Origin of the sequence: Gordonia sp. LUNF6 (genome assembly GCF_047041125.1) — a bacterium.
Classification (GTDB): domain Bacteria; phylum Actinomycetota; class Actinomycetes; order Mycobacteriales; family Mycobacteriaceae; genus Gordonia; species Gordonia sihwensis.
The window spans coordinates 3,553,560-3,571,732 of the sequence record NZ_CP178181.1 but is presented as its reverse complement, the minus strand read 5'-3'; the positions used below and the strand labels follow the sequence as shown (position 1 = coordinate 3,571,732).

Annotated in this window: 17 protein-coding genes, 1 tRNA gene and 1 pseudogene; 11 read left to right on the top strand and 8 right to left on the bottom strand. The window is 67.9% G+C overall.

Going from position 1 to position 18,173, the window contains the following annotated elements:
* Position 1: 1 nt before the first annotated feature.
* The 3 genes from ACK8HH_RS16650 to ACK8HH_RS16640 are packed head-to-tail and all read left to right on the top strand — an operon-like array spanning position 2 to position 987.
* A complete protein-coding gene (locus ACK8HH_RS16650; RefSeq protein WP_006898133.1) occupies positions 2 to 223 on the top strand; it encodes a DUF4244 domain-containing protein in 222 nt (73 codons plus the stop codon).
* Positions 224 to 280: 57 nt separating this feature from the next.
* Positions 281 to 619 carry a TadE family type IV pilus minor pilin gene (locus ACK8HH_RS16645; protein WP_412475366.1) on the top strand — a complete coding sequence of 113 codons (339 nt, stop codon included), beginning with the start codon at positions 281 to 283 and terminating at the stop codon, positions 617 to 619.
* Complete coding sequence (locus ACK8HH_RS16640) at positions 616 to 987, top strand: Rv3654c family TadE-like protein (RefSeq protein ID WP_412475365.1); 372 nt, start codon at positions 616 to 618, stop codon at positions 985 to 987. Before ACK8HH_RS16645 ends, ACK8HH_RS16640 begins: the two co-directional genes overlap by 4 nt.
* A 20-nt stretch (positions 988 to 1,007) precedes the next feature.
* Here ACK8HH_RS16640 and ACK8HH_RS16635 read toward each other — a convergent pair whose 3' ends face one another.
* Positions 1,008 to 3,320: a DEAD/DEAH box helicase gene (locus tag ACK8HH_RS16635; protein WP_346076765.1), complete on the bottom strand. Its 2,313-nt coding sequence runs from the start codon at positions 3,318 to 3,320 to the stop codon at positions 1,008 to 1,010.
* Positions 3,321 to 3,626: 306 nt separating this feature from the next.
* Here ACK8HH_RS16635 and ACK8HH_RS16630 point away from each other — a divergent pair, with 306 nt between their 5' ends.
* The 4 genes from ACK8HH_RS16630 (at position 3,627) to ACK8HH_RS16615 (ending at position 8,924) form a co-directional block, all read left to right on the top strand.
* Entirely contained in the window at positions 3,627 to 3,830 is a 204-nt protein-coding gene (locus tag ACK8HH_RS16630) for a cold-shock protein (RefSeq protein WP_006898129.1), read from the top strand.
* A gap of 135 nt (positions 3,831 to 3,965) precedes the next feature.
* Positions 3,966 to 4,541, top strand: coding sequence for a hypothetical protein (locus tag ACK8HH_RS16625; RefSeq protein WP_412475364.1), 576 nt, complete (start codon positions 3,966 to 3,968; stop codon positions 4,539 to 4,541).
* A gap of 163 nt (positions 4,542 to 4,704) precedes the next feature.
* Positions 4,705 to 7,755: a type I DNA topoisomerase gene (topA, locus tag ACK8HH_RS16620; RefSeq protein WP_412475363.1), complete on the top strand. Its 3,051-nt coding sequence runs from the start codon at positions 4,705 to 4,707 to the stop codon at positions 7,753 to 7,755.
* 146 nt (positions 7,756 to 7,901) lie between these two features.
* Positions 7,902 to 8,924, top strand: coding sequence for a zinc-binding alcohol dehydrogenase family protein (locus ACK8HH_RS16615; RefSeq protein ID WP_412475739.1), 1,023 nt, complete (start codon positions 7,902 to 7,904; stop codon positions 8,922 to 8,924).
* 3 nt (positions 8,925 to 8,927) lie between these two features.
* Here ACK8HH_RS16615 and ACK8HH_RS16610 read toward each other — a convergent pair whose 3' ends face one another.
* Together ACK8HH_RS16610 and ACK8HH_RS16605 are read right to left on the bottom strand one after the other, a co-directional pair.
* Positions 8,928 to 9,815 (bottom strand): universal stress protein, encoded by an 888-nt coding sequence (locus ACK8HH_RS16610; protein WP_062366414.1) that lies wholly within the window; start codon positions 9,813 to 9,815, stop codon positions 8,928 to 8,930.
* 106 nt (positions 9,816 to 9,921) lie between these two features.
* Positions 9,922 to 11,481 (bottom strand): adenylate/guanylate cyclase domain-containing protein, encoded by a 1,560-nt coding sequence (locus ACK8HH_RS16605; RefSeq protein WP_062366416.1) that lies wholly within the window; start codon positions 11,479 to 11,481, stop codon positions 9,922 to 9,924.
* An 84-nt stretch (positions 11,482 to 11,565) separates the two neighbouring features.
* Here ACK8HH_RS16605 and ACK8HH_RS16600 point away from each other — a divergent pair, with 84 nt between their 5' ends.
* Both ACK8HH_RS16600 and ACK8HH_RS16595 read left to right on the top strand, forming a co-directional pair.
* Positions 11,566 to 12,837 (top strand): DNA polymerase III subunit delta', encoded by a 1,272-nt coding sequence (locus ACK8HH_RS16600; protein ID WP_039868125.1) that lies wholly within the window; start codon positions 11,566 to 11,568, stop codon positions 12,835 to 12,837.
* A gap of 134 nt (positions 12,838 to 12,971) precedes the next feature.
* Complete coding sequence (locus ACK8HH_RS16595; protein ID WP_006898121.1) at positions 12,972 to 13,217, top strand: hypothetical protein; 246 nt, start codon at positions 12,972 to 12,974, stop codon at positions 13,215 to 13,217.
* A gap of 3 nt (positions 13,218 to 13,220) precedes the next feature.
* Here ACK8HH_RS16595 and ACK8HH_RS16590 read toward each other — a convergent pair whose 3' ends face one another.
* The 3 genes from ACK8HH_RS16590 to ACK8HH_RS16580 form a co-directional block, all read right to left on the bottom strand.
* A complete protein-coding gene (locus tag ACK8HH_RS16590) occupies positions 13,221 to 13,367 on the bottom strand; it encodes a hypothetical protein (protein WP_197462905.1) in 147 nt (48 codons plus the stop codon).
* Between the two features lie 471 nt (positions 13,368 to 13,838).
* Complete coding sequence (locus ACK8HH_RS16585) at positions 13,839 to 14,630, bottom strand: dioxygenase (protein ID WP_006898120.1); 792 nt, start codon at positions 14,628 to 14,630, stop codon at positions 13,839 to 13,841.
* Positions 14,631 to 14,700: 70 nt separating this feature from the next.
* Entirely contained in the window at positions 14,701 to 15,294 is a 594-nt protein-coding gene (locus ACK8HH_RS16580) for a hypothetical protein (protein WP_006898119.1), read from the bottom strand.
* A gap of 223 nt (positions 15,295 to 15,517) precedes the next feature.
* On the opposite strand from ACK8HH_RS16580, the pseudogene ACK8HH_RS16575 reads away from it, so the two are divergent.
* Positions 15,518 to 15,669 (top strand): annotated as a pseudogene (locus tag ACK8HH_RS16575) (IS481 family transposase); the annotation flags it as partial.
* A 255-nt stretch (positions 15,670 to 15,924) separates the two neighbouring features.
* The gene (locus ACK8HH_RS16570) at positions 15,925 to 17,124 is read left to right on the top strand and encodes an IS481 family transposase (protein ID WP_278125250.1); all 1,200 of its coding nucleotides are present in this window, start codon (positions 15,925 to 15,927) and stop codon (positions 17,122 to 17,124) included.
* Positions 17,125 to 17,167: 43 nt separating this feature from the next.
* Here the strand turns inward: ACK8HH_RS16570 and ACK8HH_RS16565 are convergent.
* Both ACK8HH_RS16565 and ACK8HH_RS16560 read right to left on the bottom strand, forming a co-directional pair.
* Positions 17,168 to 17,240: transfer RNA gene (locus tag ACK8HH_RS16565), tRNA-Thr, on the bottom strand.
* Between the two features lie 63 nt (positions 17,241 to 17,303).
* Positions 17,304 to 18,161 carry an arylamine N-acetyltransferase family protein gene (locus ACK8HH_RS16560; protein WP_278125248.1) on the bottom strand — a complete coding sequence of 286 codons (858 nt, stop codon included), beginning with the start codon at positions 18,159 to 18,161 and terminating at the stop codon, positions 17,304 to 17,306.
* Between the last annotated feature and the right edge of the window lie 12 nt (positions 18,162 to 18,173).

Below are 18,173 nucleotides of genomic sequence, written 5' to 3'. Positions count from 1 at the left end.
CATGACGATTCCGGGGACCGCGCGGCAACGCTGGACGGAGATTCGGGAGTTAACGATCCGGCTCGCGGTCGAAGAGGAGGGCATGTCGACGGCGGAGTACGCGATCGGCACGATCGCGGCGGCGGCGTTCGGGGCGCTTCTGTACACGGTGGTCACCGGCGATTCGGTGCTCTCGGCACTGACCGGGATCATCGGCAAGGCGCTGAGCACGTCGGCGGGGTGAGCCGTGCGTGGCCGGACGGTCGCGCTGATCCGGCGGTGCGCCCGCGACGAGTCCGGGATGGTAACCGTGGAGGCGGCCTATGCACTCGCGGCGATAGCGGCGTTTCTGCTCATCGGCCTTGGAGCGGTGGCCGCGGTGTCGGCGCAGATCCGGTGCACCGATGCGGCACGCGAGGTGGCGCGGCTGACGGCCGCGGGAGACGAGTCGGCCCGCAGCGTGGGCGCGGAGGTGGCGCCCGCCGGTGCGGGAATCGCGGTGTCCGGTGAGAACGACCGGGTGGTGGTCGAGGTGTCGGCGGACGTCCCGCTGCTTCCTTTCGTCAGAGTCTCGGCGAAGGCGGTGGCCGCTCGCGAGCCGACCGGCGATGAGGCGGGCGGACCGGGGGGACGGCGATGAGCGTTCGGCGGACGGAGGGTGACGAGGGATTCTCGACCGTCGCCGGAGCCGCGGTGATCGCGGGTTTGGGGTTCCTGCTGGTGGCGATGCTGTATTCCGGAGCAGCGGTGGTGGCGAGGCATCGGGCGCAGTCGGCGGCGGACCTGTCCGCACTGGCGGCCGCCGCGGTGCGGGTCAGTGGAGACGGGGAGGCGTGTGCGGCCGCGCGGCAGCTGATGTCGAGGCAGGAGGGGGGTCCGAGGATGACCGGTTGCGTGGTCGACGGCGACGACGTGCAGCTGTCCGTCGCGGTCAGGGTTCGGTTGGGTCGCTTCGGTATTCGTGAGGCGCGTGCGGTCGCGCGGGCGGGGCCGGTCGAGTCGCCGTAGGGCCGCGGGTCGGCCCGGAGCTAGGTGTGCAGACGACCGATCAGGCGGAGCAGTTTGATCGCGTGCTCCTTGTCCAGCGGTTCGTTGCCGTTGCCGCACTTCGGGGACTGCACGCACGACGGGCAGCCGGTGTCGCAGCCGCATGAGGAGACGGCGGCCTCGGTGGCTGCGACCCACTCGGTGAACGCCTCGTACCCGCGATCGGCGAAGCCCGCCCCTCCGGGGAAACCGTCGTAGACGAACACGGTCGGCAAGCCGGTTCCCGGATGCAGCGCGGTGGAGAGTCCGCCGATGTCCCAGCGGTCGCACGTCGCGACGAGCCCCAGCATTCCGATGGCCGCGTGCTCGGCGGCATGCAGTGCGCCGGGGAACTTGTCGAGTGCGATGCCGGCGTCGATCATCGCCTCGGGCGTGAGCGTGTACATCACGGCGCGGGTCTCGAGTCGGTGCTCCGGCAGGTCGAGCGGAACCGAGTCGAGGATCTCGCCGCTGAGCGACTTGCGGAGGAAACCGACCACCTGACTGGTGACGACGACCGATGCGAGAGCGACGGTGAGGGGACCGAACTCGCGGCGGTCCACGGTCTCGAGGATCGACACGTCGCTGACCTCGCGAGCCGACGTCGTCCAATCGGGTTCCTCGGGGTGACTCAGTGCGAGGCCGTCGTCGAGATCGAGTTCGTCGACCACGAAGCTCTCGCCCTGGTGCAGGTACACCGCTCCCGGGTACACCGAAGTCATGGCGCGGGCGGTGTCGACGGTGCCGAGCAGACGGGAGGACGTGACATCGACGATCAGCACCTGTCCGCCGATGCCGCCGCGCAGATCGATGTCGCCGTGCGGGTCGAGCCCGGGTGCCGCGTACCAGCCGGCCTTGCGTCGTTTGAGCTTGCCCTCGGCGGCGAGGTCGGCCACCACCTGCTCAGCGGAGAAGGCCGCGACTTCGGCCTCGGTGAGCGGGAACTCGGTCGCCGCGCACAGCATGTGCGGACCGAGGACGAACGGGTTGGTGGGGTCGGTGACGGTGGCCTCCACCGCGCGCTCCAGGAGCGCCTCGGGGTGGTGCACCAGATAGGTGTCGAGCGGATCATCGCGGGCCACCATCACGACGATCGACCCCTCGCCCCGCCGACCGGCGCGTCCGGCCTGCTGCCAGAAGGAGGCGACCGTTCCGGGGTAGCCTGCCACCACCACGGCGTCGAGCCCGGAGATGTCGACGCCGAGTTCGAGGGCGTTGGTGGTCGCGACACCGAGCAATTCGCCTTCGGAGATGGCCCGTTCGAGCCGGCGCCGATCGTCGGCGAGGTATCCGGCGCGGTACGCGGCGACGCGGTCGACCAACTCCGGTGCCGTCTCGGCCAGGATCTGCCGGGCCCGCACCGCGGTCACCTCGACGCCTCGCCGGCTGCGTACGAAGCACAGGGTGCGTGCGCCTTCGATGACGAAGTCGGCGAGCAGTCGTGCCGCCTCCGATCCTGCGGAGCGGCGTACCGGAGCCTCGTTCTCCCCGGTGACCTCTTCGAGGAAACCCGGCTCCCACATGGCGACGGTCCGTTCACCGTGGGGCGAGGCGTCCTCGGTGACGGCGACGACGTCCTCGCCGATCAGCCGAGACAGGGCCTGCGCCGGGTTCGACACGGTCGCGCTGGCCCCGATCACGACGGGGTCGGCGCCGTACTTCCGCGCGATCCGCAGTGCCCGCTGCAGCACCAGCGCGGTGTGCGAGCCGAAGACGCCGCGGTAGTGGTGGCATTCGTCGACGACGATGTAGCGGAGCTTCGCGAAGAACGGCCGCCATCGGGGATGGGTGGAGGTGATGCCGATCTGCAGCATGTCGGGATTGGTGAAGATCCACCGGGAATGCTGCCGCGCCCACTGACGCAGCTCCGAATCGGTGTCGCCGTCGTAAGCGCACGGCTGCAGGTGCGCGAACTCCGGCCGGCCGGCGATCAACTGCGCCACCGACCGGAGCTGGTCGGTCCCGAGAGCCTTGGTCGGGGACAGGTAGAGCGCCGTCGAGTCGGGGTCGTCGGCGAAGGTGGTGAGCACCGGGAGCTGGTAGGCGAGGGACTTTCCCGATGCGGTGCCGGTGCAGACACAGACGTGACGACCGCCGGCGGCGAGGCTCGCGGCCTCGGACTGGTGACGCCAGGGACGCTGCACTCCGCGTTCGACGAACGCCTCGCGCACCGCCGGGTGCACCCAGTCGGGCCAATCGGTGAACTCCGCGCCGCGGGGATCGATCACCGACATGTGCGTGAGGCCCGCGGTGCCCTCCGGCGTTCCCTCGAGGGTGCGGCCGAGAAGTTCGCTGCCGTAACCTCGCTGCGACATGCCGTGTTCTCGCCTCACTGCCCTCAATTCGTCTTGCCCGAAGCACCCATGGTACGCAGGGACTTTGGCGCCTCCTCCGGCGTGTCGCCGAACGACCTGCCGAATGAGGGTGTCATTGGCGTGAGGAACGTGATTAGCTTAAGGCGGTCGCATGCTCCGATCTGATCGAAGTTCGTTGCGGCCGGTGTACTGCAGTTGGTTTCATCGCCCTACGGCGAGGCTTGTTGAAGTATGGCGGTCGGAACAGGCCCCCGTCGCGGCTCCGTTGCGATGGGTGATGCAATGCAATGTAAAGGAATGCAGTAAATGGCACAGGGAACTGTGAAGTGGTTCAACGCGGAGAAGGGCTTCGGCTTCATCGCGCCTGACGACGGCAACGCCGATGTTTTCGTGCACTACTCCGAGATTCAGGGCAACGGCTTCCGTACCCTGGAAGAGGACCAGCGCGTGGAGTTCGAGGTCGGTCAGGGCACCAAGGGCCCGCAGGCCACCGGCGTTCACGCCCTCTAGTCTTCTCTGAGCCCGCCAGGGTTCGACACAAGACTTCACCGGACTCCCGGACCGCTTCGGCGGCCGGGAGTCCGGTCTTTTCGTCCCGCGTCGGCCGGAGACCTCACTGTCACATTCGGGCCGTACCATGGTCGTGTGAGTCAGATGTCGCTGTTCTCTGCGGAGATCGAGGACCCGGCCATCGCGGACCTCGCCGGATTACTTGCGGCACAGGGTCAGTCGGTGCACACGAGTTGGGGTGCACGCGTCTCCGTGGTGATCGGGGAGCAATGGCGCGCGGAGGAGATCTGCGCGGAGATCCGCGGCGCCGGTCTCGAAGCGGAGATCGTGACCTCCGAGGAGGGCCGCCCGATCGCACGGACCGAGGCCAATCCGCGGATCACCGCGCTGCACCGTGCATGGTCTGCCGGTGCAGTGAAGGCGGTTCCTGAGGGGTGGACGCCGACCCCGCACGCGCTGCGCCTGTGGACTCTCGCGTCCGGCCGCCCGGACGGCGCTCATTACCTGCTCGGCCTCGACCCGAGTGCCCCCGACACTCACGCGCCGCTGTCGACCGCGCTCATGCGGGTCGGCATCGCACCGACCCTCGTCGGAACGCGCGGGCCGCACCCGGCGCTGCGGATCTCCAGTCGCAAGCGGGTCACCCGGCTGCTCGAGACCGTCGGCATCGCACCGGACGGGGCTCCGGAAGGTGTGTGGCCTTCCCCATAGGCCGTGAGGTGCGGCGACCCCACCGCATGTCGTCCGTTCGGACTACCCGACGTGTGTCATTCGGGACCAACGTCCCGACCCCACAATCCGAGGTGACGTGCAGAAGACGCGTTATATAAGGTACAACGGCATCGAGCAGCAATTCTCTGACTGAAGGGCACCCGTGGCCGCCTCCGACAACGCATCCTCAGCCGTCCGGCGTCTCGTCATCGTCGAGTCGCCGACCAAAGCCCGCAAGATCGCGGGCTACTTGGGCGGGAACTACGTCGTCGAATCGTCTCGCGGCCACATCCGCGATCTGCCGCGCGGTGCAGCCGACGTCCCCGCCAAGTACAAGGGCCAGCCCTGGGCTCGCCTCGGCGTGAACGTCGACGACAACTTCGAGCCGCTGTACGTGGTGTCCGCCGACAAGAAGTCGACTGTCTCCGAACTCAAGTCGCTGATGAAGGACGTCGACGAGCTCTACCTCGCGACGGACGGTGACCGCGAGGGGGAGGCGATCGCCTGGCATCTGCTCGAGACGCTCAAGCCGAAGATCCCGGTGAAGCGCATGGTGTTCCACGAGATCACCGAGTCGGCGATCCGCGCCGCCGCCGAGAATCCGCGTGAGCTCGACATCGACATGGTCGACGCGCAGGAGACCCGCCGCATCCTCGACCGGCTCTACGGCTACGAGGTGTCGCCGGTGCTGTGGAAGAAGGTCATGCCGAAGCTGTCGGCGGGCCGAGTGCAGTCGGTCGCCACCCGGATCATCGTCGAGCGCGAACGTGAGCGCATGGCGTTCGTCTCCGCCGACTACTGGGACATCGCCGCCACCGTGGACGCCGGCGAGTCCTCGTCGCCGCGGACCTTCGCCTCCCGCCTGGTGAACATCGGCGACGACCGCGTCGCCACCGGGCGCGACTTCGGTGCCGACGGCCAGCTCAAGAAGACCACCGGGGTCACGGTGCTCGATCAGGCGCGCGCGAGGGCCCTCGCGACCGCACTGGAGGGCGCGTCGCTCACGGTGACGTCGGTGGAGGAGAAGCCGTACACCCGCCGTCCCTACGCGCCGTTCATGACCTCGACGCTGCAGCAGGAGGCGGGCCGCAAGCTGCGGTTCTCGTCCGACCGCACGATGAGGATCGCGCAGCGGTTGTACGAGAACGGTTACATCACCTACATGCGTACCGACTCGACCACGCTGTCGGAGTCGGCCATCAACGCCGCCAGGTCGCAGGCCCGTCAGCTCTACGGCGACGATTACGTCCACCCGACGCCGCGTCAGTACACGCGCAAGGTCAAGAACGCGCAGGAGGCGCACGAGGCGATCCGCCCGGCGGGCGACTCGTTCCGCACCCCCGGCCAGGTGGCGTCGGCGCTCGACACCGATGAGTTCCGGCTCTACGAACTGATCTGGCAGCGCACCGTCGCCTCGCAGATGGCCGACGCACGCGGTACCACCATGAGCCTGCGGCTGACCGGGCACGCGACCGCCGGTCCCAGCCCCAGCGGTGAACAGGTCACCTTCGCCTCGTCCGGCCGCACCATCACGTTCCCCGGCTTCCTGTCGGCCTACGTCGAGACCGTGGACGCGCTGGCCGGCGGCCAGGCCGACGACGCCGAGAACCGGCTGCCGAACCTCCGCGAAGGGCAGACGCTCACCGCCGCGTCGCTCACCGCCGACGGACACTCCACCAACCCGCCGGCCCGCTACACCGAGGCCTCGCTGGTCAAGGTGCTCGAAGAGCTGGGCATCGGCCGGCCGTCGACCTACGCGTCGATCATCGGCACCATCCAGGACCGCGGCTACGTGGTGAAGAAGGGCAGCGCGCTGGTTCCGTCATGGATCGCGTTCGCCGTGGTGGGGCTGCTGGAGGGTTACTTCAACAGCCTCGTCGACTACGACTTCACCGCGTCGCTGGAGGACGACCTGGACCAGATCGCGTCGGGCAACGCCGACCGCACCCGCTGGCTCAGCGAGTTCTATTTCGGCGCGGACGAGGCTCAGCACGACGACGACGGAGACGCGGCGGGCGCGATGGCCCGCGTCGGCGGACTCAAGAAGCTGGTCGGAGTGAACCTCGAAGGCATCGATGCCCGCGAGGTGAACTCGATCAAGCTGTTCGATGATTCGCAGGGCCGTCCGGTGTTCGTGCGGGTGGGCAGGTACGGCCCGTATCTGGAACGCAACGTCGCGGGACCGGACGCCGAGCCCGATCTGCAGCGCGCCAACCTGCCGTCGGACATGACGCCCGACGAACTGACGCTCGACGTCGCGGAGAAGCTGTTCGAGACACCGCAGGAGGGCCGTGTGCTGGGCGTGGACCCGGCCACCGGACACCAGATCGTCGCGAAGGAGGGCCGATTCGGCCCTTACGTCACCGAGATCCTTCCGTCCGAGGACGACGAGGACGAGGACCCGGGGACGTCGGCGCCCGTCCCGACCATTCCGGCCGGGCCGACACCGCGCGGCGGCGCGGACGAGGTGGTCTCGCTCGACGACGTGCCGAGCGGCGGATCGGGCGGTGTCGCGACCGCGACGACCACGACGACGGCCAAGAAGACCGCGAAGAAGACGGCGAAGAAGGCTGCCAAGAAGGCCGGACCGAAGCCGCGCACCGGCTCGTTGTTCAAGGGCATGGACATCTCGACGATCACGCTCGACGACGCCCTGAAGCTCCTGTCGTTGCCGCGCGTGGTGGGTGTGGACCCGGAGAGCAAAGAGGAGATCACCGCCCAGAACGGCCGGTACGGTCCGTACCTCAAGAAGGGCACCGACTCGCGGTCGTTGACCAGCGAGGAGCAGCTGTTCACGGTCACGCTCGACGAGGCGCTGAAGATCTACTCCGAGCCGAAGCGCCGTGGTCGTGCGGCCGCAGCGCCGCCGTTGCGCGAACTCGGCAACGACTCGGTCAGCGAGAAGCCGATGGTGATCAAGGACGGCCGATTCGGTCCGTACGTCACCGACGGCGAGACCAACGCCAGCCTCCGCAAGGGCGACGAGGTGGCGACCATCACACCCGAGCGGGCGATGGAACTGCTCGCTGACCGCCGTGCCCGCGGTCCGGCCAAGAAGACGGCGAAGAAGACCGCCAAGAAGACCACGGCCAAGAAGACCACAGCGAAGAAGACGGCTGCGGCGAAGAAGACCACAGCGAAGAAGACCACAGCGAAGAAGACGGCTACGAAGAAGACGGCCGCCAAGAAGACTGCGCCGAAGACCGAGGACTGAGCGGGGCCCGAGGCTGCCGGGGCCGGCCGATCGAGGCATTGCGACCCTTGGCCGGGACCGGTCGGCCGGGGGACACTGGACTGGTGGACTCCCGATCGACGCCTCCGGATCACAGTGCCCCCGACCGCGCTGCCCGACCTGCGACGATGCGGGTCTGGCGCGTGACCGACACCGGCCCGGTGTCGACGACGTCGCCGATCGAATGGACGCGGGAACCGGTCCCGACGCCCTCACCGGGCGAGCTGCTGATCCGCGTCGACGCGTGCGGCGTGTGCCGCACCGACCTCCACGTGGTGGAGGGCGATCTACCGGTGCACCGACCGCATGTCGTGCTCGGTCACGAGGTCGTCGGCACCGTGGTGGAGATCGCGCCGGGCACGACCACCGAGTTCCGGGTGAACGATCGAGTCGGGGTCCCGTGGCTGCACAGCACTTGCGGTCGGTGCGTGTACTGCCGGCGCGGAGCAGAGAACCTGTGCCCCGACTCCACCTACACCGGATGGGACGCCGACGGCGGATACGCCGAGTTCGCGGTGGTGCCCGCCGCCTACGCGCTGCGCCTGCCGACGGGCTACAGCGTCGACGAGCTGGCGCCCCTGCTGTGCGCCGGGATCATCGGCTTCCGTGCCCTGCGCCGCGCCGAACTCCCGCCCGGCGGGCGACTCGGTCTGTACGGGTTCGGCGGCAGCGCACATCTCGTCGCGCAAGTCGCGATTCATCAGGGTGCCCGCGTTCACGTTCTCACTCAGGCTCCCCACGCGCGTCGACTGGCCGCCGATCTGGGAGCCGTGTCCGTCGGCGGCGCCTACGACAGCCCGACCGAACCGCTCGATGCGGCTATCATCTTCGCGCCGGTCGGCGAACTGATCCCCACGGCACTCGAGGCGCTCGACCGCGGCGGAATCCTGTGCCTCGCCGGGATCCATATGAGTGCGACCCCGCCGCTGGACTACCGCAGGCATCTCTTTCACGAGAAGGAGATCCGGAGTGTGGAGGCCAACACTCGCGACGACGCCGTCGCCTTCCTCCAGTTCGCCGACGACCACCGCCTGCAGGTGACGACGAGGCCGTACCGGCTCGACGAGGCGCTGCACGCGTTGCGTGACCTGAAGGCCGGCCGGTTCGCGGGGGCTGCGGTGCTGCATCCGGCCGTCGAACCGGAGCCGTGACGCCTACGGGACGACGAGCACCGGGCACCGCGCGTGATGCACCAGGTTCTGGCTCACCGATCCCATGAACGTGCCCGCCACCGACCCCATCCCGCGTGAGCCGACGATCAGGAGCCGGGCGGACGACGATGCGCCGACCAACCCTCGTGCCGCGGACGAGTCGCCATACACGATGTCGACGTCCACCTCCGGGAACTGCTCGCACGCGGGAGCGATCCGACGCCGCAGCCGTGCGATCCCGTCCTGCTCCACCAGGCTCCAGTTGACGAGGTTGAGCGCGTATCCGGCGCCGATCATGGCGGCGGCCGGGAAGTAATAGGCGACGGTGAGCTCTTCACCGAGAGCCCGAGCCTGATGCAGAGCCACGGTCAGCGCGCGGTCGGCGTGAGGTGAACTGTCGTATCCGACCACCAGTCCGTCGCGATCACTGTCGGCGGGATCGTCCTCGCGCCATGCGAGGACCGGACACGACGACGATCGGATGACCCCCATCACCTGGCTGCCGAGCAGGACGTCGCGAATGGGACCGGACCGCGTCGATCCGATGACCACCATCGACGCCCCGGAGGAGTACTCGGCGACGTGGTCGGCGAGGGTGCCGCTGTAGACCTGGGTGGCGATGTCCAGGTCCGGTGCGACCTCGCGGGCAGCGGCCAGGGCTTCGGTGAGCACCTTGGTCCCGGCTGTGTTCGCCTCTCGGCGGAGCGCTGGGTCGACGCACATCGCGAACGGATCGTGGGCGGCGAACCACACATCGTCCGGAACGGCGTACACGAGCCGGATCGGAGACCGCGTGCGGGCACACCACTCCGTAGCCCATCGGGCGGCTCCGAGCGCGCGCCGGGACCCGTCCACTCCGACGATCACGGGTCGGTCGAGGGTGTAGCTCATCGACCCATCCTCGCGCGTCGAGTCCCATCGCCGACAGTGCCGAACAGGACCGGAGACCACGTGACCAAGGACTGCCACCCCGGGTGACCTCGGGCCCGCCCCGGAACTACTCCAGCGTGGACGTCGGCTCGGCGACGTCGATGTCGGGGCGGGCGAGGAGGGTCTCGATGCCGCGGCCGCGCAATTCGACGCCCTCGCCGATCCGCCAGTGCTCGGCCTCGCCCTCGCCGGCGAGGAAGACGGCGCGGGCGGAGCCGAGCACGCGGGTCGGCTCGTCCTTCGCCAGTTCGGTGAGGCGTGCCGCCTCGTTGACCGGATCGCCGATCACCGTGTACTCGAGCCGCTGCTCCGCGCCGATGTGGCCGGCCACCGCCTTGCCCGCGGAGACGCCGATACCCATGTCCACGTCGCCGAGCCGTCGCGCGAGCTCGACGCGCAGGTCGCGTGCGGCGGCCAGCGCCGAACCGGCGAAATCGTCCTGCTCGAGGGGCGCGCCGAAGATCGCCAGCGCGGCGTCGCCCTGGAACTTGTTGACGAATCCGCCGTGCCTGCCGACCACGTCGACGACCACCTTGAAGAATTCGTTGAGCAGTTCCACCACCTCGCGCGGCGGCCGGTTCACCGCCAAACGCGTCGACCCGACTATGTCGACGAACAGCACGCCGACGTAACGCTCCTCGCCGCCGAGTTCGGTGCCCGTCTCGATCGCCCGACGGGCGACGTCCTCGCCGACATAGCGTCCGAACAGGTTGCGCAGCTGCTGGCGTTCGCGGAGGTCGGAGACCATCTCGTTGAAGCCCGCCTGCAGCAGACCGAGGTCGTTGCCGTCGTAGATCTTCACCGCGACGTTGAGGTTGCCGGCGCGGACCTGATTCAGCGCGACGCGCAGCTGTTTCACCGGATCGGTGATGGACCGGACGAGGCGGGTGATCGCGAGCAGCCCGAACACCAGGGCGGCCGCGGCCATCCACAGGATGGGCCGCTGCAGGCCGACGGCGTCGGTGTCGATGACCGCCGTGCGCTGCAGGATGATGAGCGCGGCGATGATCGTCATCGGCACGGCTACCGACACCACCCAGAACACGGTGATCCGAGTGGCGATGCCGGGTGCGTTGGAGTTGTCCGGGTCGTTGGCCATCGCGGCCACGGTGATCGGCCGCAGTACCTTCTCCGCCTGCATGAAGCTCAGCACGCCCGTGACGAGGGCGCCGATCAGGCTGGCGATGATCACGACGACGAAGTCCTTCATCGACGTGCGCAGGTTGATGACCGCGAGGATCACTCCGCCGATGCCCCACAGGCCGAGGTTCACCGCGGTCAGCAGAGTCGGGAGGTTCAGCGCCCGTTTGCGTGCGGCGTCGTCGTCGAGTCTGGTCCGCCGACGGTGCCAGATCAGCACCGGCATGCTCAGCTGGATGGAGAGATACGCACCGACGATGATGGCGATGAACAGGTACAGCCCGAAGGCCACCTGATTCTGGGCGTTGAACTCGCTGATCGAGATCGAGTCGACGCGCGGCATGCCGAAACGCAGGAAGGCGAATGTGAACAGAGCGCCGATCAGGTTCGCGCGAAGCATATCGAGTGCGAGGACCGGCCACGGTGTGTGTGCCAGCCAGCGCAGGGTGTGCGCTGCTCTGGACAACCACGACCGTCGTCTTACCATGTCATCCAAGGTAGCGGCATGCTTGCAATTGTTAAACAGCGTGCGGGATGCGTGTTGTCTGAACTGGCCTTTAGGCTGGCTGATGTGACAAATGTCTTTGACCGGATGATCGGGCAGCAAGCGCTGATCGAAGAGCTTCTGGCGGCCGCGACGTCGGCGCGGTCGGTGGCCGCTCGACTCGACGAAGCGGACGCCGGGGCGGTGTCGATGTTCGACGAGGGCCCGGGATCCGAGTCCGAGGCGGGTCCGCGCGAGTCGATGACCCACGCCTGGCTGTTCACCGGTCCTCCCGGCAGCGGCAGGTCGGTGGCCGCGACCTGCTTCGCGGCCGCGCTGCAGTGTCAGGCGGCCGACGAGGTGGGCTGCGGTGAATGCCGTGCGTGCACCACCGTGCTGGCCGGGACTCACGGCGACGTCCGGCACATCGTTCCCGAGGGGCTCACCATCTCGGTGGCGCAGATCCGCGACATCGTCCAACTCGCGGCCCGCCGCCCGACCACCGGTCGCTGGCAGATCGTGGTGGTCGAGGACGCCGATCGGCTCACCGAACAGGGCGCCAACGCGCTGCTGAAAGCCGTCGAGGAGCCGCCGGACCGCACCATCTTCCTGCTCTGCGCGCCCTCGGTGGCGCCGGAGGACATCGCGATCACGCTCCGGTCGCGGTGCCGGCATGTGGGACTGACCGCGCCCGCGGCCGCCGACATCGCCCGCGTCCTGGTGGACCGTGACGGGATCGACGCCGACCGCGCGTCCTGGGCGGCATCGGTGTCGGGCGGGCACGTCGGCCGGGCCCGCCGCCTCGCCGTCGATGGGTCGGCACGCGCACAGCGCGACCAAGCGCTCGGCCTGGCTCGGGCAGCCACCCGCGATTCCACCGCGTTCGCGGCGGCCGAGACGCTCGTCAAGACGGCGACCGAGGCAGCGAACCAGATCAGTGCCGAGCGCGACGCCGCCGAGACCGAGGAACTGATGACCGCCCTCGGTGCCGGCGGAACCGGCAAGGGCACCGCACGGCCGCCCCGCGGAACGGCCGGTGCGGTGAAGGAACTCGAGAAGCGGCAGAAATCGCGCCGCACCCGGACGATGCGAGACGTGCTCGACCGCGCGCTCGTCGACCTCGCGGCTCTGTTCCGCGACGGGCTCTCGCTGTCGATGGGAGCACAGGTGACACTGATGCACCCGGACAAGGCTCAGGACCTGACCGTCCCGATGGCGCGGCACGCGTCTCCCGAACAGCTTCTGCGGTGCCTTGAGGCGGTGCTGGAGTGCCGTGAGGCACTCGAGACGAATGTGAAGCCCAAGTTCGCCGTCGACGCCATGGTGGTGCGGATCGGCAGGCAGCTGGCACGCCGCTGAACGCCCGAAGGCGGGCTCCACCGGAGCCGGTTTCTCCGGACCGGAGAAATTCTTCAGTCCTTTGACCAGCAGGTTATCCCGATTCTCGGATCCGGCGATTTCATCCGTCACGCGTGGGCGCGTGAAATGGTTGCATGCTCACTTGGGAGAACTTGGAGGACCGGATCGGCCGGAACTGGGCCATCGTGTCCAGGCTCGTGCTGGCCACAGTCCTCTATTACGCGGTCTCCGTCCTGTACCACGGGACGGTCGGCTACGCCGGCGGCGAGGTGTTCACTCGTCCGCTGACGGGGACTGCGATCTTCGCGGGCATCATGTGCATCCCGGCCGCGGCCGGGTGGTACGTGTCGCGACGGTTCGCTACGGCGGGGGACGCCTAGCGATCAGTCGTCGCCGTCGGCGGCTTCCGCCTCGTCGTGCTCGGCGAGCGGATCGTCGCCGCCGGCACCCTCCAGCACTGTCAGCTCATTGTCGATCGCCGCGGAGACAGCTTCGGCCTTCTCTTTGATCTTGTCGATGAAGTCGGGCATATGAGTCTCCTCGGACGGTGCGGAACCTGCCTCAACTATAGGTGCGCAGGGGAGAGGGACGAGGGTCAGCCGCCGGGGAGCAGCGGCCGGCCTGTCGGGGCTTACGCCCACGGCGCGCTATGAGAGGGGTTAGCGCGTCGGGGCGTGACGTCGAGGAGGCGTCGGAGAGACTGACGGTCGGCACACGACCGTCGGCGTGACGGCCGGTGTGCCGCTCGCACTGTCGGGGATGCGAGCGGCACGCCGGCTGTCGCTGTTGAGCGAGCGTCTGGTTCCTAGGCCGCTTTAGTTCTCAGGCCAGTTGAGCGAGCGGAGCGAGTCGAAACACAGCCAGCGGGAGTTTCGACTCGCTCCGCTCGCTCAACAAGCCTGGGTGGTGGCTGCTCGCTTAACGAGCCTGGGGGCTGGACGCCGAACAAGCCTGTGCGACTGCCCGCTCAACGTCCGGTACCGGCAGGCAGAGGGCGCGGGTCACGCGGTGACGATGCTGCGCTTGGCCAGTCCCATCCAGAAGCCGTCGATCGGCTGCTCGGGTACGGCGTCGGCCCGGGTGGCGGCGCCGAGGGTGACGAACAGCGGCGCGAAGTGCTCGGTTCGCGGGTGCGCGTACGGCATACCGGGTGCGCGGTGCGCGAAGTCGAGGAGACCGTCGACGTCGCCGGCGGCGAAGCGTTCGCGTGTCCATTCATCGAAGTCGACCGACCACTGCGGGGGCGTCGCGCCGGGCGACGGATCGTCGAGGAAGGGCAAGCCGTGAGTGGTGAAACCGGATCCGATGATGAGCACGCCCTCGTCGCGCAGTTCGGTGAGCCGCTCGCCGAGACGCATGAGGCGCGCGGGATCGAGGGTCGGCATCGACATCTGCAGCACCGGGATGTCGGCGTCCGGGTACATGATCGTGAGCGGCACGTATGCGCCGTGGTCGAGCCGCCGCTCGGCGTCGCGATGCACCTGCTCGCCCGACGGCATCAGCCCGGCGACCCGATCAGCGAGATCGGGTGCGCCGGGCGATGGGTACGTCGTTCGGTAGTAGCGGTCCGGGAATCCCCAGAAGTCGTAGGTGAGGGGGACTCTCGAGTCCGTGGCTCCGATGGTCAGCGGTGCGGCCTCCCAATGAGCGGAGACCACCAGGATCTGCCGCGGTCGCGGAAGGTCGGCGGCGAGTCGTTCCAACTGGCCGACCCACCGTTCGTCGTCCACCAGGGGAGGAGCGCCGTGGCTGAGGAACAGTGCGGGCATGCGGTCGGCGGTCGGAGCGTTCATGGCTTCACAATCTCATCTGCGGTGTGACTGCGAATGGAACGTCGGCCAGCCGCCGGGTATTCCGCCCGCGTCAGCTGGCCGAGAGCAGGCTGAGGATGCTCGCGAAATCGGAGCTGCCGACGCCGGACTGCATCGCCAGGCTGCCGAAGTCCAGGACCGAGCCGATGCTGCCGATGCCGCTCGGGACGATCACCGGACGCACGGTGACGCCGACATCAGTCGGGTCGAGCAGGGTGCCCAAACCGCCGCACGTTCCGAGGAACAGGTAGACGCCGTCGCCGACCTTGACGTCCGTGGAGTTGCTGTTGGGTCCGGGACTGATCAGGTTGTTGCTCGCGGCGGGACCGAACCGCAGTCCGGAGTTCAGCATGATCTTGACGATCGTCCCGTAGTCGCCGGCGTTAAAAGCGACGAAGGCCTGCAGTGCCTGAGTGCCGTCGAGCAGCGCTGAGGTGCAGGAACTCCCCAGCACGGTGGCAGGGTTCGGATTGGTCAGTGTCAGCCGCACGTTCTTGCCATTGAACGAGCCCTGCTCCGATTTCAGGGTCGGACCCTGGTAGCGGTCGGCGGCGGCGGCCTCGCCGGGAGTCGCGACGGTCACACCGGCGACGGCCGTCAGCGCGACCGCGGCGGTTAGTACGAGAGTTCGGAGATTTCGGAGCATTCGGGGCACGTCCTGTCGGGTCCGGAACGGGGAGTTCGCCTGAAATATAGCCACCGAAGGCGGATTCGGCGTCATCGACGACGGTTCGTGGCACGGATCTGCACATGGCCGGAGAGTTTCGCGGAGCCGCCTGGCGTGTGAGACTGCGACCTCGGTGGCAGTGACCTCGACGCGGTGAGCCGATGCCACGATCGGGCATGACAACCGAAGACAAACGACTCGCGAAGGACCCGCAGGGCTGGCGCGCCGGGCTCACGAGCTCCCCGTCATCGCCCCGGAACGACCCCGGCAGTGATCACCGACCGAATCATCGCACTGCGCCGACAACTGACCGTCGAAGGCGAAGACGCCGGACCAGTGACCATCGGGTGGCACCGACAACCCGCGAACCCCCGGAAAAGCAATGAGTCGCGACATCGTGTGTAAACGATGTCGCGACTCATCACAGCGGAGCCGCCTGGGGTGTGTGAGACTGCGACATCGTTGACACGTCTCATCGGGGGTTTTCCGCGCACATCGTTGACACCTGCGGCGCGACATCGTTGACGTTTTGGCCGCGGACATCGTTGACACCTGCAGCGCGACATCGTTGACAGTGACCTCGACGGTGAGCCGATGCCACGATCGGGCATGACAACCGAAGACAAACGACTGGTGATCGTCCGCGCGGTCCGCGACCAACACCTCACACCGACACAGGCTGCCGCGCGTTACCGAGTGTCCCGGCAGTGGGTGTACGAACTCCTCAAGCGATACGACCGCGAAGGACCCGCAGGTCTGGTGCCGCGCTCACGAGCTCCCCGTCATCGCCCCGGAACGACCCCGGCAGTGATCACCGACCGAATCATCGCACTGCGCCGACAACTGACCGCCGAAGGCAAAGACGCCGGACCAGAGACCATCGGATGGCACCTGCACAGGGAAGGACTGCAGGTGCCTGCGGCCTCGACGATCCGCCGCATCCTGCACGCCGCGGGCCTGATCACCCCAGAACCCCGCAAACGGCCCCGCAGTTCCTACATCCGCTTCGAAGCCGACCTGCCCAACGAATGCTGGCAAGCCGACATCACTCACTGGTACCTCGCCCACGGAGACCGGGTAGAGATCCTCGACTTTCTCGATGATCACTCTCGATTCCTGCTCCACATCAGCACGCAGAACGCATACACCGGAACAGATGTCGTCACCGTCATGAACGCACTGATCAACCAGTACGGGGCACCGTCATCGACCCTGACCGACAACGGGATGGTGTTCACCACCCGACTCACCGCACGCAACGCCGGCCGTAACGGCTTCGAGAAACTCCTCGAAGCCCACCACATCACCCAGAAGAACGGCTCACCCGGACACCCGCAGACACAAGGCAAGATCGAACGCTTCCACCAAACCCTCAAACGGTGGCTCCGCGCCCGCCCCCGACCCACCACCATCGAGGACCTACAAGCACATCTCAACGACTTCCGCACCTGGTACAACACCGACCGTCCGCACCGTTCGCTAGGCCGCCGCACACCCTGCCAGGCCTACACCGCGCTGGCGAAGGCACACCCGCAGACCACCACCGAACCAGAGTGGCGTACCCGGACCGACCGGATCGACAACCACGGCAAAGTCAGCCTCCGCTACGCCGGCCGCCTACGACACCTCGGAATGGGCCGAGCCAACATCGGCCAGCCAGTACTCATGCTGATCCACGACCACGACGTCATCACCACCCACGCAGAGACCGGCACAATCATCGCCACCCACCACATCGACGACACCCGCGACTACCAGCCGCCAGACAAGAACACACCGACAACCCGCGAACCCCCGGAAAAGCAATGAGTCGCGACATCGTGTGTAAACGATGTCGCGACTCATCACACGGAGCCGCCTGGGGGAATCGAACCCCCGACCTATTCATTACGAGTGAATCGCTCTGCCGACTGAGCTAAGGCGGCGTGCCGTCTGACGACAGCGCTCATGATGGTACCGAGTCGTCAGCCTCGCAGGCAAAACGGGTGCTAGGAGACCGATTCCGCGATGCGTCGGGTCTCCGCTGCGATCACCGCGCGACAATCGTCCGGGTCCAGGACCACGCCGAAGACGTCCGCGAGCAGGACCGGGAGCTCCGCGGGTTCGACGTCGCGGACCTGTGAGAGGCCGTCCGGTTTCTCCGTGGTCCAGGTGACCCCGTCGAGGGTCTCGTGTGTGCGTTCGTCGAAGCGCTGAACGAAGGATCGGGTGACGAACGGTGACCGGGGTGAAGTGGAGACGAAGTGATTGCCGACGGCGTAATCGATCGGGAACTGCGGATCGAACGTGAACGCGTTGCGAGGGATCCACTCTTCGGCCCGCTGGGCGAGGACCCAGCGTGCGGTACCGAACAGGTCGCCGACCGGTGAAGAGGTGAGGCGGAAACCCCAGCCGTCCTGCTCCACCTCCGCGCCGTTCGCCAACGGGATCGGCTCGAGGGGGCCGCGGCCGAAGCCGACGTCACACAGGTATCGACTGCCGTCGTCGAACTCGACGGCGAGGAGCGCATGCGTCGCAGGCCGCGTCTCGGGGTCGCCGCCGAGAATCACCCGCCCGGACAGGGCTGTGAAGCGAAACCCGAGGCGTTCGAGTGCGGCGGCGAACAGCGCGACGTGCTCGAAGCAGTAACCGCCGCGCGATTGCTCGACCAGCTTGCGCTGGACGGCAGCGATGTCGAGCGGAATCGGTCGGCCGACGATGATCTCGAGGTTCTCGAACGGGATGGACGTGACGTGGGCGCGATGGAGCTCGCGCAGCGCGTCGAGCGTCGGTACGGGCGGTGCGGCCGCACCGATCCTGTCCAGATACGCCGTGAAGTCGAGGCCGTCGCTGCACCAGAGGGACATGCGTCCCAGTCT